This window comes from Nocardioides sp. CCNWLW216, from assembly GCF_037120545.1.
In the GTDB taxonomy this organism is placed as follows: Bacteria; Actinomycetota; Actinomycetes; order Propionibacteriales; family Nocardioidaceae; genus Nocardioides; species Nocardioides lianchengensis.
Genome location: NZ_JBBBBJ010000006.1, coordinates 123,780 through 139,875, shown reverse-complemented (window position 1 = coordinate 139,875; position 16,096 = coordinate 123,780). Strand labels below are relative to the sequence as shown.

The window sequence follows — 16,096 nt, the reverse complement described above, 5'->3', positions numbered from 1 at the left end:
CGCTACTCGACCAGCGAGGGGCGTGGGCCTCGCTACTCGACCAGCGAGGGGCGTGGGCCTCGCTACTCGACCAGCGAGGGGCGTGGGCCTCGCTACTCGACCAGCGAACCGGCGAGAGCGGCGAGCACCGCGCTGACGGCGGGGGAGTCGGCCATGCTGCGCCGGTGCACGGCGACGACGTCGCGGGTGGGGACCGGGTCGTGGGCGCGTACGGCGACCACGCCGTCGAGGGGCTGTCGGCCCAGGCGCGGGACCAGCGCGATGCCGAGCCCGGCGCGGACCAGGGCGAGGTGGGAGTCGAACTCCATCGCCGTGTGGGCGATCCGGGGCAGGCGGCCGGTGCCGTCGTACATCCGGTTGAGCCACTGCCGGCAGATGGTGCCCTCGGGGGTCGCGATCCAGCCCTCGTCGACCAGGTCGGCGGGGGTGACCCGCTCGCGGGCGGCCAGCGGATGGGTCGGGTGGACGACCACGTCGGCGACGTCCTGGGTGACCAAGGTGGTGGCCAGGTGGTCGGGGACGGCGATGGCGACGTCGCCCCAGCGGTGCACGACGCCGACGTCGGTCTGGCCGGTGGCCACCAGGTCGACGGTGTCCCAGGGCTCGCGCTCGGTCAGCGTGACGGTCAGGTCGGGATGGGTGGCGAGCAGGTCGCGCACGACCGGGGCGATCAGTCCGCGCATCGCCGTGGAGAACGTGGTCAGCCGCAGGTGGCCCGAGACCGCGCCGGCCTGCCGGTGCAGGCCGGCCTCCAGCCGCTCCAAGTCGGCGAGCAGCCGACCGCCGTCGTCCACGAGGTGACGGCCGTGGCCGGTGAGCATCACGCCGCGGCCGACCCGCTCCAGCAGCGGGACCCCGGTCTGCTTCTCCAGTCGCTTGACCTGCTGGGAGACGGCGCTGGGGGTGTAGCCGAGCGCGTCGGCCGCGCCCACCACGGAGCCGTGGGTGGCGACGGCCCGGAGGGCGGTGAGCGCGGCCAGATCGATCATGCAGCGATGCTACATGGATCGGTGCAGATCAATTCGCTGGTGCTTCATGGTGTTCGTGCCGAAGGTTAGGGGTGTGACCCGCCGTGACTCCCTCCTCGCCGCCCTCGTCGCCACCGTCTGGGGCTTCAACTTCGTCGTCATCGACTGGGGGATGGACGGCGTCCCGCCGCTGCTGTTCGTGGGGATCCGCTTCGTCGTGGTGCTCGTCCCGGCTCTCTTCCTGATCCCGCGGCCGGCCGTCTCCTGGCGCACCCTGGCACTCGTCGGGACGCTGATGTCGACCGGCCAGTTCGGGTTCCTCTACGTCGCCATGGACGCCGGGATGCCGCCGGGTCTGGCCGCGCTGGTGCTGCAGGCGCAGGTCGTCTTCACGATCGTGATCGCCGCCGGCGTGCTGCGCGAGATCCCGACCTCGGCGCAGATCGGCGGGGTGCTGCTCGGGGTCACCGGTCTGGTCGTGGTCGGTCTCGGCCGCGGCGGGCACGTCCCGGCCAGCGCGCTGCTGCTCTGCCTGCTGGGCGCGCTCTCCTGGGGCATCGGCAACGTCGTCTCGCGTGCGGCGAAGGTCCCCGGCGGGCTGTCGCTGACCGTCTGGTCGGCGACCGTCGTACCCGTGCCGCTCTTGGCGCTCGCGCTGGTCGTCGACGGCCCGACCGCGGTGGGCGACGGGCTCGCCGCGTTCGGCTGGCAGGCGGCGCTCTCCACGCTCTACACCGCCGGGCTGGCCTCGCTGGTCGGGTACGGCGCCTTCAACTCGCTGCTCGCCCGCAACCCCTCGGCCGCGGTCGTGCCGTGGATCCTGCTCGCCCCGGTCGTGGCGATGGCCTCGGCCTGGCTGCTGCTCGACCAGGTCCCGAACCGGGCCGAGGCCGGGGGCGGGCTGCTGCTGGTGGTCGGGGTGCTGGTCGCGCTGCGCGCGGGTCGGCCCGCCCGGGTCGGCGGTGAGCGCGACACCGTTCCCGGCACCGAGGAGGTTGCTGAGGAACCGTCGCCGCTGGTGCCGGCCGACCGGCGGTGAGCCGGACACCGTCGGCGGGCCGAGAGCGGTGGCCCGCTCACCGCCGCCGCACGCGGCGCTACGCCCGGCCCGACTCCGTGTACGACGACCCCCGGCCGTCCAGGTTCGCGAGCGCGGCTCGCACCCGCCGGGCGGTGAAGTCGGCGCACCGCTCGTCGACCTGCTCGAGGGTGCAGAACTCCGCGGAGCGGATCTCGCGCTCCTGGCGGACCACGGAGTCCAGCAGCGACGCGGGCCGGACGCCGCCGTCGAAGACCAGCGTGAGCGCGTCGTCCCAGCCGCTCCACGGCGGCAGCCAGTCGGTGAGCACCAGCGGACCGGGCGCGATCGTCAGGCCGAGCTCCTCCTCGACCTCGCGCCCCACGGCCACCTGCGGCGACTCACCGACCTCGACGACCCCGCCCGGGAGGTCCCAGTCCTGCTTGTAGGTGAGCTGGCAGAGCAGCACCCGGCCGGCCTCGTCGCGCACCAGCAGCTGCGCGATCGCCCGCTTGCGGGGGAGGAACGAGTTGAGCAGCGCGCGGAAGCCCTCGGGCTCCTGGACCGGCAGGTCGCTGGCCAGCCGGGCGTACACGATCCGGTCGACCGGCGTCCCGTCGACGGTCACTCCGCGCATCACGCCCTCGCGCCGCATCCCGGACCAGGTGGCGATCCGCTGGCCGGCCTCGTCGTCGGGGTCGACCAGCGCCTCGACCCGGGCGTGACCCGTGAGCGCGGCGGCGATCTCGTGCCGGACGACATCGACCGGCTGGTCGGCGGTCCAGGCGATCCGGGCGGTCCCGTCGGCCACCGTGGTCACGGTCGTCGGCTGCTCGCTCACAACGCCAACCCTAGTGGGACGGCGGAGCGACGACGGCGGCGCCGGACTGACCGGACCGCTGCAGCGCCTCGGCCACGAAGCCGGACGCCTTCAGCTCCTCGACGAGCTCGGCCAGCCAGGCCACGTCGGCCTCCGGCCGGTCCCGAGGTACGGCGAGCGCCTGCCGGATCTGCATGAACGCCTCGTCGACCACGCGCACCCCGTCGCGACCCTCGACGTACGCCGCCACCGGGGCCCGGATGCCCGCGCCGACCTCGAGTCCCTCCGCCTCGAAGACGGAGGTGCCCTCCGAGCCGCGCACGAGCGTGGCCTGCGACAGCGTCCGGGTCAGGAACAGGTCGTACGCCGACCCCTGCTTCACCCCGATCCGCACGCCCGGCCGGTCGACGTCGGCCACCGAGGTTATCGGCGACGAGACGGGCACGCAGAAGACCGCCTCGATCACCGCATAGGCCTCGGTGAAGGAGACCTCGGCGGCCCGGGCCGGCTCGATCGCCAGGAACCCCAGGTCGGCCCGCCCGTCGACCAGCGCCGCGAACGAGTCGCGCGCGGCGTCGAAGCACAGCAGCTCGACCGGCACGTCCAGCCGCCGCCCGACCTCGCGGGCCAGGTCGACGGTGATCCCGCCGGGGTCGGCGGCCGACCCGGACGCGAGGACCGGGTTGCCGAGGTTGATGGAGGCGCGCAGCACGCCCGTGGGGGCGATCACTTCTTCCGGAACCACACGGTCGCGAGCGGCGGTACGACGATGTCGGCGTGGGCCGGCTGCCCGGACCACTCGCCCTCGACGCCCGTGATGGAGCCCAGGTTGCCGACGCCGGAGCCGGTGTAGGCCGACGCGTCGGTGTTCAGGACCTCCTCCCACTCGCCGGTGGCGGGGAGCCCGAGCCGGTAGTCGAAGTGCGGCACGGCGGCGAAGTTGGTCACGCAGGCCACGTCCGGGGCGCCCGGCGCGCGTCGGACGAAGGAGAAGGTGTTGCGGCCGGCGTCGTTGGCGTCGATCCAGGCGAACCCGTCGGGGGAGTGGTCTTGGCCCCACATCGCCTCCGACGAGCGGTAGGCAGCGTTGAGGTCGCGCACCAGCGACTGCACGCCGCGGTGCTCGGGGTGGTCGGTCAGCCACCAGTCGAGCTCGCGGGACTCCGCCCACTCCGACTCCTGGCCGAACTCGGCGCCCATGAAGAGCAGCTGCTTGCCGGGGTGGGCCCACATGAAGCCGAGGTAGGCCCGCAGGTTCGCCAGCTGCTGCCACCGGTCGCCCGGCATCTTGCGCAGCAGCGAGCCCTTGCCGTGCACGACCTCGTCGTGGCTGATCGGCAGCACGTAGTTCTCCGACCACGCGTAGACGAGGGAGAAGGTCATCTCGCCGTGGTGGTAGGCGCGGTGCACCGGCTGGTGCTCGACGTAGCCGAGCGAGTCGTGCATCCAGCCCATGTTCCACTTGAAGCCGAAGCCGAGCCCGCCGTCCGAGGTGGGCTGGGTGACGCCCGGCCAGGACGTCGACTCCTCGGCGATGGTGGTGATGCCGGGGACCCGCTTGTAGACGGTGGCGTTCATCTCCTGCAGGAACTGCACCGCCTCGAGGTTCTCGCGGCCGCCGTGCACGTTCGGCGTCCACTCGCCCTCCTCGCGGGAGTAGTCGAGGTAGAGCATCGAGGCGACGCCGTCGACGCGCAGCCCGTCGGCATGGAACTCCTCCAGCCAGTAGAGCGCGTTGGCGTAGAGGAAGTTGCGCACCTCGTGGCGCCCGAAGTTGAAGATGTGGGAGCCCCACTCCTTGTGCCAGCCCCGCTGCGGGTTGGGGTCCTCGTAGAGCGGGGTGCCGTCGAAGCGGGCCAGCGCCCACTCGTCGGTGGCGAAGTGGCCGGGCACCCAGTCCAGGATCACGCCGATCCCGGCCTGGTGCAGCCGGTCGACCAACAGCCGGAACCCGTCGGGGTCGCCGAAGCGCGCGTCCGTCGCGAAGTACGACGTCACGTGGTAGCCCCACGAGCCGCCGAAGGGGTGCTGCATGACCGGCATCAGCTCGACGTGGGTGAACCCCAGGTCCGAGAGGTACGACGGCAGCTCGTCGGCGAGCTGCTCCCAGGTCTTGTCGCGCCGCCACGAGGCCAGGTGCATCTCGTAGGTGGACATCGCCGAGGCGACCGGCTGCTTCGACGGCCGGGCGGCCATCCACTCGTCGTCGCCCCACTGGTAGGTCGACTCGAAGACCTTCGACGCGGTCTGGGCCGGCTTCTCGGACCAGGCGGCCATCGGGTCGGCCTTCTCGCGCCACACCCCGTCGGCGCCGAGGATGGCGTACTTGTACGTCGTCCCGCTGCCCACCGACGGCACGAAGAGCTCCCACACGCCGGAGCTGCCGAGCTGACGCATCGGGTGCTCGCGACCGTCCCAGGCGTTGAAGTCGGCCTTCAGGCGGACGGCGCGGGCCGAGGGCGCCCAGACGGCGAACGAGGTGCCGGTGACCGGGGCGATCGCGCCGGCGTAGTGGTGCACCCGCGCGCCGAGGACCTGCCAGAGCTGCTCGTGGCGGCCCTCGTTGATCAGGTGTAGGTCCATCTCGCCCAGCGTGGGCAGGAAGCGGTAGGGGTCGTCGACCACGCTCGCGGGGCCGTCGTAGGAGACGGCGAGGCGGTAGTCGGGCACGTCCGCGACCGGGAGGACGCCGACCCAGATGCCCTCGTGCTCGTGCTCGAGGGCGGTCTCGGCGCCGTCGTACTGGACGACGACGGACGAGGCCAGCGGCTTGAGGACGCGGATCGTCACCGCGCCGTCGTGGGGGTGCGGGCCGAGGACGGCGTGCGGGTCGCCGTGCTCGCCGCGCACGACCTGCGCGAGCAGCTCGGTCTCGACGGGCTGGACGGTGGGGGTGCTCATCAGGCTCCGATCCTCGCGATGGCGTCGAGCGGGATGGAGACCCACGTCGGCCGGTTGCGCGTCTCGTACACGGTCTCGTAGACGGCCTTGTCGGCGACGTAGGCGTCCAGCAGCACCTGCTGCTCAGGGGTGAGCTCGCCGCCGGCGTAGGCGACGAGGAAGTGGTTGCGGTTGCGGTGCGCCCACTCCTCGGCCCGGTAGGCGCGCTGGGTGGCGCCCTCCGGGTCGTCCTCGGTGTGGCTGCGCTCGACCACGCGCGGGGCGTAGTCGAAGGAGCGCAGCATCCCGGCCACGTCGCGCCAGGGGGAGTCGGGCAGCTGGCGCTCGGCCAGGGTCTTGGCCGGCTCGCCCTCGAAGTCGACGATCTTCCAGCCGACGGCGGTGCGCAGGGTCTGGCCGAGGTGCAGGTCGCCGTGGACCTGCTGGACGCTCACGCCCGGCAGCGCCGCGACGGCGTCGTACGTCGCCCGCAGCCGGTCGGCGTGGGCGGCCAGCTCCGGGACGACCGGCAGGGCGGCCTCGAGCCGCCCCTTCATGGCGTCGGCCAGCGCGCGGGCCTCGTCGGCGCCCTGCTCGGCGCTGGGGAAGTGGGTGGCCAGCGCGTCGTGCACCTCGCGCAGCGCCTCGCCCAGTCGGGAGGCCTCGCCGGCGAAGTCGCCGCCGACCTCGTGGGCGTGCAGGTCGGCCTCGGCGAAGAGGTTGCGCACGCTCGACAGGGCCAGGTCCCAGCCGTCGGTGGCGGTGCGGAGGAACTGCTGGAGCATGGCCAGCTGGTAGACCTCGCCGGTCGCGGGATCGGTGCAGTCCACCCACCCGTAGAGGTCCGCGACGTGCTCGGACCCCGCGCGGGTCAGGACGTCGTGCACGGAGATGTCGGGGTTGCGCCCGGGGGTGACCTTGCGGAAGACCTTCATCAGCGCGTCCTCGCCGTACATCACCGAGGAGTTCGACTGCTCGCCGGAGAAGAGGGTGGAGTGCGCCTCCGGGTCGAGGGCGTGCCCGGGGACCCGGTGGAAGCTCAGCCCGCTGTCGGCGTCGGTGACCAGGCCGTCGGGTGCGGTCTCCGCCGCGACGAAGGTGCGCAGCCAGCTGGCCATCGCCTCCCTGTCGTGCAGCGCGTCGTAGGCGTGCACCCAGCCGTGGTCGGGCTCCTCCCACCAGCCGACGAAGGCGTGGTCGAGCCGGCTCTCCGGGTCGGTGTAGAGGGAGAGCGGCACCTGGTAGTGGTCGGTCCCGCCCTCGGGGTCGCCGTACGTCAGCTCGACGAGGTGGACGACGACCCGGGGGCCGCCCTCGACGGCACCGGGGACGTCGCCGACCCGCTCGACGCCGGAGACCTCGAACGGTCGGCCCTTGCCGCCGAACCAGCGGGTCCGGCCGAGGTAGTCGACGAGGACCGAGGGATCGATGTGGTCGACCTTCACAGCAGCTGGCCCTCCTCGGACGCCGTCTCGGGCGCGGTCAGTCGGAACCAGTAGAAGCCGTAGCCGGCCAGGGTCAGCAGGTAGGGCAGCTCGCCGATGACCGGGAAGGGCACGCCGCCGAGCAGCTCGACCGGTCGGTGGCCCTCGAAGCGGCGCAGGTCGAGCTCGACCGGCTGCGGGAATCGGGAGAGGTTGTTGACGCAGAGGATGACGTCCTCGTTGCCGTCCTCGTCGACGTGCTCGCGGACGTAGGACAGCACGGTCGAGTTGGAGCCGCCGAGGTCCTGGAAGGTCCCGAGCCCGAACGCCGGGTGGTGCCGGCGGGCATGGATCATCCGGCGGGTCCAGTGCAGCAGCGACGAGGAGTTCTCCAGCTGGGCCTCGACGTTGACCGACTCGTAGCCGTAGATCGCGTCCTGCACCACCGGCAGGTCGAGCTTGCCGGGGTTGGCGGAGGAGAAGCCCGCGTTGCGGTCGGAGGTCCACTGCATCGGCGTGCGGACCCCGTCGCGGTCGCCGAGCCAGATGTTGTCGCCCATCCCGATCTCGTCGCCGTAGTAGAGGACGGGGGAGCCCGGCAGCGAGAGCAGCAGCGCGTTGAACAGCTCGATCTGGTTGGTGTCGTTCTCGAGCAGCGGGGCCAGCCGCCGGCGGATGCCGATGTTGGCCTTCATCCGCGGATCCTTGGCGTACTCGCCCCACATGTAGTCGCGGTCCTCGTCGGTGACCATCTCGAGGGTCAGCTCGTCGTGGTTGCGCAGGAAGATGCCCCACTGGCAGTTGTGCGGGATCGCGGGCGTCTGTTCGAGGATCTCGGAGATCGGGAAGCGGGACTCGCGCCGCACCGCCATGAAGATGCGCGGCATCACCGGGAAGTGGAAGGCCATGTGGCACTCGTCGCCGCCGACCTCGGGGTCACCGAAGTAGTCGACGACGTCCTCGGGCCACTGGTTGGCCTCGCAGAGCAGCACCCGGCCCGGGTAGTTGTCGTCGACGAAGCGGCGCACGATCTTCAGCGCCTCGTGGGTCTCCGGCAGGTTCTCTCCGTCGCCTCCCTCACGCTCGTAGAGGTAGGGGACCGCGTCGAGGCGGAAGCCGTCCATGCCCATGTCGAGCCAGAACTTCATCGCGTCGATCATCGCCTCGAGAACCTTGGGGTTGTCGAAGTTCAGGTCGGGCTGGTGCGAGAAGAACCGGTGCCAGAAGTACTGCTGGCGCACCGGGTCCCAGGTCCAGTTCGACGGCTCGGTGTCGACGAAGATGATCCGGGCGTCGGCGTACTTGTCGTCGGTGTCGGACCAGACGTAGAAGTCGCCGTACGGGCCGTCCGGGTCGGATCGGCTGGCCTGGAACCACGGGTGCTGGTCGCTGGTGTGGTTCATGACGAAGTCGATGATCACGCGGATGCCGCGCTTGTGGGCCTCCTCGAGGAAGTAGCGGAAGTCCTCGATGGTGCCGATCTGCGGGAGCACGCCGGTGTAGTCGGCGACGTCGTACCCGCCGTCGCGCAGCGGGCTGGGGAAGAACGGCGGGATCCACAGGCAGTCGACGCCCAGCCACTCCAGGTAGTCGAGCTTCTCGACCAGACCGCGGAAGTCGCCGGTGCCGTCGCCGTTGGAGTCGCGGAACGAGCGGACCAGCACCTCGTAGAACACGGCCGTCTTGAACCAGTCGGGCGTGGAGTGCGCCGCCGAGTCGGCGTCGACTCCGGAGTCGGTGTGGCCGTCGACGATCGGGTCCTCGCCCAGCGGGGGGCCGTCCTGGACGGGGGTGGGTCCGTCCTCGGTGGTGGTGGGGTCGGTCTCGATCTGGGTCACGCAGTCCTCCTGACGCTCAGCACGTGGGCGGGCTCGTCGTAGGGGTCGAGTCGGACGTAGTTGTGCTGGCTCCAGCTCCAGTCGGCGCCGGTGATCTCGTCGTGGACGACCAGCGAGTCGCCGTAGCCCAGGCCGAGGGCGGGCAGGTCGAGGTGGATCATCGTCTCCCTGGCCGCGTGGGGGTCCAGGTTGACCACGACGATGACCAGGTCCTCGGGCCGGCCGTCGGCGCCGGTCGTCTGCTTCGAGAAGCACAGGACGTTCTCGTCGTCGGTGCTGTGCACCGTCACGTTGCGCAGCTGCTGGAGCGCGGGGTGCTGGCGGCGGACCTCGTTGAGCCGGGTCAGGTACGGCGCCAGCGTGCGGCCCTCGGCCGCGGCGCCGTCCCAGTCGCGGATCCGGATCTGGTACTTCTCCGAGTCGAGGTACTCCTCGCTGCCCGGCTTCACCGCGACGTGCTCGTAGAGCTCGTAGCCGGCGTAGACGCCCCAGCTCGGGGAGCCGGTGGCCGCCACGACGGCGCGGATCTTGAACGCCGCGGGCCCGCCGTACTGGAGGAATCCGTGGAGGATGTCGGGGGTGTTGACGAAGAAGTTCGGGCGCATCAGGTGGTCTGACTCGTGGGAGACCTCCAGGAGGTACTCCTCGATCTCCCACTTGGCGGTGCGCCAGGTGAAGTAGGTGTAGCTCTGGTGGTAGCCCACCGCGCCGAGCCCGTGCATCATCGCGGGGCGGGTGAAGGCCTCGGAGAGGAAGAGCACGTCGGGGTCGGTACGCCGGATCTCCTTCAGCAGCCACTCCCAGAAGGCCAACGGCTTGGTGTGCGGGTTGTCCACGCGGAAGATCCGCACGCCGTGGGACATCCAGTGCCGTACGACGCGCAGCACCTCGCGGCAGATGCCGGTCGGGTCGTTGTCGAAGTTGACGGGATAGATGTCCTGGTACTTCTTCGGCGGGTTCTCCGCGTACGCGATGGTGCCGTCGGCGCGGGTGGTGAACCACTCGGGGTGGCTGGTCACCCACGGGTGGTCGGGTGCGCACTGCAGGGCCAGGTCGAGGGCGACCTCGATGTCGAGCTCGCGGGCCCGGGCGACGAACGCGTCGAAGTCGTCGATCGTGCCGAGGTCGGGGTGGATCGCGTCGTGGCCGCCGTCCTTCGAGCCGATGGCCCAGGGGGAGCCCGGGTCGTCAGGACCGGGGGTCAGCGTGTTGTTGGGACCCTTGCGGTTGACCTCGCCGATCGGGTGGATCGGCGGCAGGTAGAGGACGTCGAAGCCCATCTCGGCGACGGCGTCCAGGCGCTTCGCCGAGGTCACGAACGTGCCGCTGGTGACCGCGCCGGTCTGGGGGTCGCGGGTGGCGCCCTCGGAGCGCGGGAAGAACTCGTACCAGCTGCCGAAGAGCGCGCGGGTGCGGTCGGCGTACGCCGGGTAGGGGCCCTCGACCGTGACCAGCTCCCGCAGCGGGTGGGCCAGCAGCAGCGCCTCCAGGTCGGGCGACTGCAGCACCGCCAGCCGGGCGGCGGCGGGCCGGGCGGTGTCGGTGCAGGCAGCGATCGCACCGGCGACCAGCTCGTGGGCGGCGCGGTCGGTGCGGGGCAGGTCGGCCTGGACCCGCTCCAACAGCAGCCGGCCCTCGGTGAACATCAGCTCCACGTCGATCTCGGCGGGGACCTTGATGCCGGCGGCGTGCTGCCAGGTCGCGATCGGGTCGGACCAGGCCTGCACCTCGAAGGTCCACGCACCGGGCGCGTCCGGGGTGACCCAGGCGTCGTACCGGTCGGGGACCTCCTCGTGCTTGACCATCCGGACCGGGGCACGGCGGGTGCCGGTGGGGTCGGTGAGGACCACCTCGGCGCCGAGCTTGTCGTGTCCTTCGCGGAACACCGACGCGGAGACCGGGAACGGCTCGTCGACCGTGGCCTTCGCGGGGAGTCGACCGAGGTCGACGACGGGCATGACGTTCATGACGGGGATGCGTCCGACCATTGCTCCAACTTAGCGAGGGCGAAAGGTGGGCTGGCAAGTCGTACACCGGACCCGGGACGAAGTTCCGAGTACCCAGCGGTCGTGGATCTGCACCCCACGAGAATCGGGCGGGCCGACCCCCATGGTTCGACCCGCCCGATCCGCACCAGCAACGCGGCGCCCTACGCCGGGGTTACGCCGGACGGCAAGCCCCGTACGGGGTTGGATCGATCCAGGCCACCCGCTAGCGTCCGGGAGGTGCGAGCGATCCGACGTTTCACCGTCCGCCCCGTCCTCCCTCCCGCTCTGGCCGCCCTCGGCGACCTGGCCGGCAACCTCCGGTGGTCCTGGCACCCCGAGAGCCAGGACGTCTTCGCCGAGGTCGACCCGGGCCTGTGGGAGTCGACCGGGCACGACCCGGTGCGCCTGCTCGGGGCCGTGGGTCGCGCCCGGCTCGACGAGCTCGCGACCGACGAGGGCTTCCTCGGCCGCCTCGGGACCGCCCGGGCCGACCTGGAGGCCTACCTCACCCAGGACCGCTGGTACCAGCGCTCCGGCGGTGGCTCCGACGGCAGCGGTCCGCGCGCGATCGGCTACTTCTCGCCGGAGTTCGGCATCACCGCCGTGCTGCCGCAGTACTCCGGCGGCCTGGGCATCCTGGCCGGCGACCACCTGAAGGCGGCCAGCGACCTCGGTGTCCCGATCATCGGCGTCGGCCTGCTCTACCGGCACGGCTACTTCAAGCAGGCGCTCTCGCGGGAGGGCTGGCAGCAGGAGACCTACCCGGTCCTCGACCCCGACGAGCTGCCGATCTCGCTGCTACGCGAGCCCGACGGCTCACGGGCGATGATCGCGATCAGCCTGCCCGACGGACCGGACCTGCTGGCGCGGATCTGGGTGGCCAGCGTCGGCCGGGTCCCGCTGCTGATGCTCGACACCGACGTCGAGGGCAACCCCGACCACTACGTCGACGTCACCGACCGGCTCTACGGCGGCAACTCCGAGCACCGGCTGCGCCAGGAGCTGCTGCTCGGCGTCGGGGGCGTCAAGGCGCTGCGGGCCTTCGCGCGGATCACCGGCCACCCCGAGCCCGAGGTGTTCCACACCAACGAGGGGCACGCCGGCTTCCTCGGACTGGAGCGGATCCGCGAGCTGACCGTCGCCGAGGACGGCCCGCGCCTCGACTTCGACACCGCGCTCGAGGTCAGCCGGGCGTCCACCGTCTTCACGACCCACACCCCGGTCCCGGCCGGCATCGACCGGTTCCCGGCGAACCTGATCGAGCAGTACTTCAGCGACGCCGGCGCGACCCCGGGCGTCCCCGTCGAGCGGATCCTCTCGCTCGGCCGCGAGGACTACGACGGTGGCGACGCCTCCGTCTTCAACATGGCGGTGATGGGCTTCCGGCTGGCCCAGCGGGCCAACGGCGTCTCGCTCCTGCACGGCCACGTCTCACGCGGGATGTTCAACGGCCTGTGGCCGGCCTTCGACGAGGCCGAGGTGCCGATCGGCTCGATCACGAACGGTGTGCACGCCCCGACCTGGGTGGCCCGCGAGGTGTTCGACCTGGCCGCGGGCCAGGGGGCGGACCCCGACGGCGACGACACCGAGGCGTTCTGGGCCGCGGTCGACCGGGTGCCCGGTCGCGACGTCTGGACGGTCAAGCGGCAGCTGCGCGAGCGGCTCGTGCTCGACGCCCGGCGCCGGCTGCTGCGCTCCTGGGAGAAGCGCGGCTCCGCCAAGGCCGAGCTGGGCTGGATCGACTCGGCCCTCGACCCCGACGTGCTGACCATCGGCTTCGCGCGGCGGGTGCCGTCGTACAAGCGGCTGACGCTGATGCTCCGCGACCCCGAGCGGCTCAAGCGCCTCCTGCTGCACCCCGAGCGGCCCATCCAGCTGGTCATCGCCGGCAAGTCCCACCCGGCCGACGACGGCGGCAAGCGGCTGATCCAGGAGCTGGTGCGCTTCGCCGACGACCCCGAGGTCCGGCACCGCATCGTCTTCCTGCCCAACTACGACATCGCGATGGCCCAGCCGCTCTACCCCGGCTGCGACGTGTGGCTCAACAACCCGCTGCGGCCCTACGAGGCCTGCGGCACCTCCGGCATGAAGGCGGCGCTGAACGGCGGGCTGAACCTGTCGATCCTCGACGGCTGGTGGGACGAGTGGTACGACGGCGAGAACGGCTGGGCGATCCCGTCCGCCGACGGCGTCGACGACACCGACCGCCGCGACGACCTCGAGGCCGACGCCCTCTACGACCTGATCGAGCACGAGGTCACCCCGCGCTTCTACGACCTCGACGGGGAGGGCGTGCCGACCCGTTGGGTCGAGATGCTGCGGCACACCCTGAAGTCGCTGGGCCCGAAGGTGCTGGCGACCCGGATGGTGCGCGACTACGTGCGCCAGCTCTACGCCCCGGCCGCCGTGAACGCTCGCCGGCTCAACAGCGACTACGCCGGCGCGGTCGAGCTGGCCGCCTGGAAGAAGAAGGTTCGCGCCGGCTGGCCCGGCGTACGGGTCGAGCACGTCGAGAGCAGCGGCGTCGGCGACGCCCCCGAGGTCGGCGCCACCATGCACGTCCGCGCGTTCGTCGCCCTCGGCGACCTCGCCCCCGAGGACGTCGCCGTACAGCTCGTCCACGGCCGGACCACCAGCGAGGACGAGCTGGTCGACACCGTCACCGAGCCGCTCTCGCTCGCCGAGTCGTACGACGCCGGCCGCCACCGCTTCGACGGCGACGTGGTCCTCGACCACGCCGGCGGCTTCGGCTACACCGTCCGCGTGGTGCCCCGCAACGCGCTGCTGACGTCGTACGCCGAGCTGGGTGTGGTCGCCCTGCCCTGAGGGGCCGGATGAGTTTCATCGGCTGGCCGATGGACCTCACACCGGGACGACGAAGGTTCATCGTCCCGGCGTGAGTTTCATCGGCCAGCCGATGAACCTTTGCGGCGCGTCGGCGTCAGACCTCGCGGAGCACGACGACCGTACGGCGACCGATGGAGATCCGGTCGCCGGCCTTGACGCTGGTGCCGATCGGGAGCTTCACGTCGGTGGAGAGGACCACCTCGCCGGACTGCACCCAGTCGTTCTCGGGCAGCTCGACGCGCTGGGGGAGCCAACCGGAGTTGAACCAGAGCATGAACGACTTGTCGACCTGCTGCTGACCCTGCGGGCCGGGGGCGCGCAGCGGCTGGCCGGAGACGAACATCCCGACGGTGCGCAGCTCGGGGTCGTGCCAGTCGTCGCCGGTCATCTCGCGGCCGCTGGGGTGCAGCCAGGCCAGGTCCTTGGGACCGCCGCGGATCGTGGGGCGACCCTCGAACCAGTGCCGCTGGCGCAGCGCCGGGTGCTCGCGGCGCAGCCTCAGCGCCAGCTTGGTGATCTCGTAGACGTCCAGCCAGGCGTCGTCGGGACGCCAGTCGACCCACGAGGTCTCGTTGTCCTGGCAGTAGGCGTTGTTGTTGCCGCCCTGGGTCCGGCCCCGCTCGTCGCCGGCGGTGATCATCGGGACCCCGTTGGACAGGCACAGGGTGGCCATCATGTTCGCGGCCTGCCTCCGCCGTACGGCGACCAGCGCCGGGTCGTCGGTCTCGCCCTCGAACCCGTGGTTCCAGGAGCGGTTGTTGTCGGTCCCGTCGCGGTTCTGCTCGCCGTTGGCCTCGTTGTGCTTGCCCTCGTAGGTGACCAGGTCGCGCAGCGTGAAGCCGTCGTGGGCGGTGATGAAGTTGACCGAGTTGTACGCCGAGCGGCCGTCGTCGGCGTAGAGGTCGGAGGAGCCGGCGAGCCGGGTGGAGACGGTGCGGATGCCGGAGGTGTGGTTGCGCCAGAAGTCGCGGATCTCGTCGCGGTACTGGTCGTTCCACTCCACCCACGGAGGAGGCATCCGACCGACGAGGTAGCCGTCCATCGAGGCGTCCCACGGTTCGGCGATCAGCTTCACGTGCCGCAACACCGGGTCCTGGCCGATGGCCACCAGCAGGCGGCAGTTCATGTCGATGTCGTAGCCGGTGCGGGTGAGCGCCGACATCAGGTCGAAGCGGAAGCCGTCGACGTGCATCTCGGTGACCCAGTAGCGCAGCGAGTCGAGGATCATCCGCAGCGCCAGAGGGTCGTTGGAGTCGACGGTGTTGCCGCAGCCGGTGACGTCCCAGTAGGAGTCGTCGAAGACCTCCAGTCCGGTGTCGGCGTCGACGGTCGGCTTGACCCGCTTGTAGAACCCGCGGTCGTCGAGGCCGCGGAACGAGATCGTGGGTCCCTGCGGCCCGCCCTCGGCGGTGTGGTTGTAGACGACGTCGAGGATGACCTCGATGCCGGCGGCGTGCAGCGTCTTGACCAGGTGCTTGAACTCGGTGACCTGCTGGCCGCGGTCGCCCGCGCTGGAGTACGACGCGTCGGGGGAGAAGTAGCTGATCGTGTTGTAGCCCCAGTAGTTCACCGTGCCGCGCTCGAGCAGCGCCGGCTCGGAGAAGAACTGGTGGATCGGCAGCAGCTCGACCGCGGTCACGCCGAGGTCGCGCAGGTAGTCGACGACGGCCGGCTCCGCGAGGCCGGCGTACGTCCCGCGCAGGTGCTCGGGGACGCGGTCGTGCAGCTTCGTCATGCCCTTGACGTGCGCCTCGTAGATCACCGTGTCGCGCCACCGGTGCTTCATCGGGGTGTCGCCCTCCCAGTCGAAGGAGGGATCGACGACCACGCTGCGCGCGGTGTACGGCGCCGAGTCGGCCCCGTCGGGTCGGGTCGGGTCGGCGAAGTCGTAGCCGAAGAGGGGCTGCTCGGGTCGGATCGTCCCCGAGGTGGCCAGGGCGTAGGGGTCGAGGAGCAGCTTCTGCGCGTTGAAGCGGAACCCCCGCTCGGGGTCCCAGGGGCCGTCGACCCGGTAGCCGTAGCGGGTGCCGGGGGCGATCTCGGGGAGCGCGCCGTGCCAGATGCCGAGCGAGCGCTCGGTGAGCTGGTGGCGGGTCTCGACGTCCTCGTCGTCGAAGACGCAGAGCCAGCACTCGGTGGCGTTCGGGGCGTAGACGGCGAAGTTGGTCGACTCCGGTGACCAGGTCGCGCCCAGCGGCCAGTTGCGCCCGGGCCAGACCTTGGCCTGCTGTCCGAGATGGGTCCAGATGCCAGGGGTCACGCCGGCCATTGTCCCCGATGCGGCAGAGTGCCGGGCAAGCACCGTCGGAGGAG

Annotated in this window: 10 protein-coding genes; 2 read left to right on the top strand and 8 right to left on the bottom strand. The window is 71.4% G+C overall.

Annotated elements, in window-relative coordinates; genetic code table 11:
- Window positions 1-92 precede the first annotated feature (92 nt).
- Window positions 93-989, bottom strand: coding sequence for a LysR family transcriptional regulator (locus V7S47_RS15140; RefSeq protein WP_336562335.1), 897 nt, complete (start codon window positions 987-989; stop codon window positions 93-95).
- Window positions 990-1,062: 73 nt separating this feature from the next.
- Here V7S47_RS15140 and V7S47_RS15135 point away from each other — a divergent pair, with 73 nt between their 5' ends.
- Window positions 1,063-2,007, top strand: a complete 945-nt coding sequence (locus tag V7S47_RS15135; protein ID WP_336562334.1) for an EamA family transporter — start codon at window positions 1,063-1,065, stop codon at window positions 2,005-2,007.
- A 58-nt stretch (window positions 2,008-2,065) separates the two neighbouring features.
- On the opposite strand, the gene V7S47_RS15130 is transcribed toward V7S47_RS15135, so the two are convergent.
- The 6 genes from V7S47_RS15130 to V7S47_RS15105 form a co-directional block, all read right to left on the bottom strand.
- Window positions 2,066-2,827 (bottom strand): NUDIX hydrolase, encoded by a 762-nt coding sequence (locus tag V7S47_RS15130; RefSeq protein WP_336562333.1) that lies wholly within the window; start codon window positions 2,825-2,827, stop codon window positions 2,066-2,068.
- 10 nt (window positions 2,828-2,837) lie between these two features.
- Window positions 2,838-3,536: a transporter substrate-binding domain-containing protein gene (locus V7S47_RS15125; protein ID WP_336562331.1), complete on the bottom strand. Its 699-nt coding sequence runs from the start codon at window positions 3,534-3,536 to the stop codon at window positions 2,838-2,840.
- A complete protein-coding gene (gene glgB, locus V7S47_RS15120) occupies window positions 3,533-5,707 on the bottom strand; it encodes a 1,4-alpha-glucan branching protein GlgB (RefSeq protein WP_336562330.1) in 2,175 nt (724 codons plus the stop codon). The genes V7S47_RS15125 and glgB overlap by 4 nt, the downstream gene beginning before the upstream one ends.
- The gene (locus V7S47_RS15115) at window positions 5,707-7,131 is read right to left on the bottom strand and encodes a maltokinase N-terminal cap-like domain-containing protein (protein ID WP_336562329.1); all 1,425 of its coding nucleotides are present in this window, start codon (window positions 7,129-7,131) and stop codon (window positions 5,707-5,709) included. Before V7S47_RS15115 ends, glgB begins: the two co-directional genes overlap by 1 nt.
- The gene (gene treS, locus V7S47_RS15110) at window positions 7,128-8,864 is read right to left on the bottom strand and encodes a maltose alpha-D-glucosyltransferase (protein ID WP_336562541.1); all 1,737 of its coding nucleotides are present in this window, start codon (window positions 8,862-8,864) and stop codon (window positions 7,128-7,130) included. Before treS ends, V7S47_RS15115 begins: the two co-directional genes overlap by 4 nt.
- Window positions 8,865-8,944: 80 nt before the next feature.
- Complete coding sequence (locus V7S47_RS15105) at window positions 8,945-10,936, bottom strand: alpha-1,4-glucan--maltose-1-phosphate maltosyltransferase (RefSeq protein WP_336562328.1); 1,992 nt, start codon at window positions 10,934-10,936, stop codon at window positions 8,945-8,947.
- A gap of 237 nt (window positions 10,937-11,173) precedes the next feature.
- On the opposite strand from V7S47_RS15105, the gene glgP reads away from it, so the two are divergent.
- Window positions 11,174-13,762 (top strand): alpha-glucan family phosphorylase, encoded by a 2,589-nt coding sequence (glgP, locus tag V7S47_RS15100; protein WP_336562327.1) that lies wholly within the window; start codon window positions 11,174-11,176, stop codon window positions 13,760-13,762.
- Between the two features lie 115 nt (window positions 13,763-13,877).
- On the opposite strand, the gene glgX is transcribed toward glgP, so the two are convergent.
- Complete coding sequence (glgX, locus tag V7S47_RS15095; protein WP_442945352.1) at window positions 13,878-16,052, bottom strand: glycogen debranching protein GlgX; 2,175 nt, start codon at window positions 16,050-16,052, stop codon at window positions 13,878-13,880.
- Window positions 16,053-16,096: the final 44 nt, after the last annotated feature.

Excerpts from the sequence above, each read along its gene's own strand:
- V7S47_RS15140 (WP_336562335.1), bottom strand. The coding sequence starts at position 989 with ATGATCGATCTGGCCGCGCTCACCGCCCTCCGGGCCGTCGCCACCCAC.
- glgB (WP_336562330.1), bottom strand. The coding sequence starts at position 5,707 with ATGAGCACCCCCACCGTCCAGCCCGTCGAGACCGAGCTGCTCGCGCAG.
- V7S47_RS15105 (WP_336562328.1), bottom strand. The coding sequence starts at position 10,936 with ATGGTCGGACGCATCCCCGTCATGAACGTCATGCCCGTCGTCGACCTC.
- glgX (WP_442945352.1), bottom strand. The coding sequence starts at position 16,052 with ATGGCCGGCGTGACCCCTGGCATCTGGACCCATCTCGGACAGCAGGCC.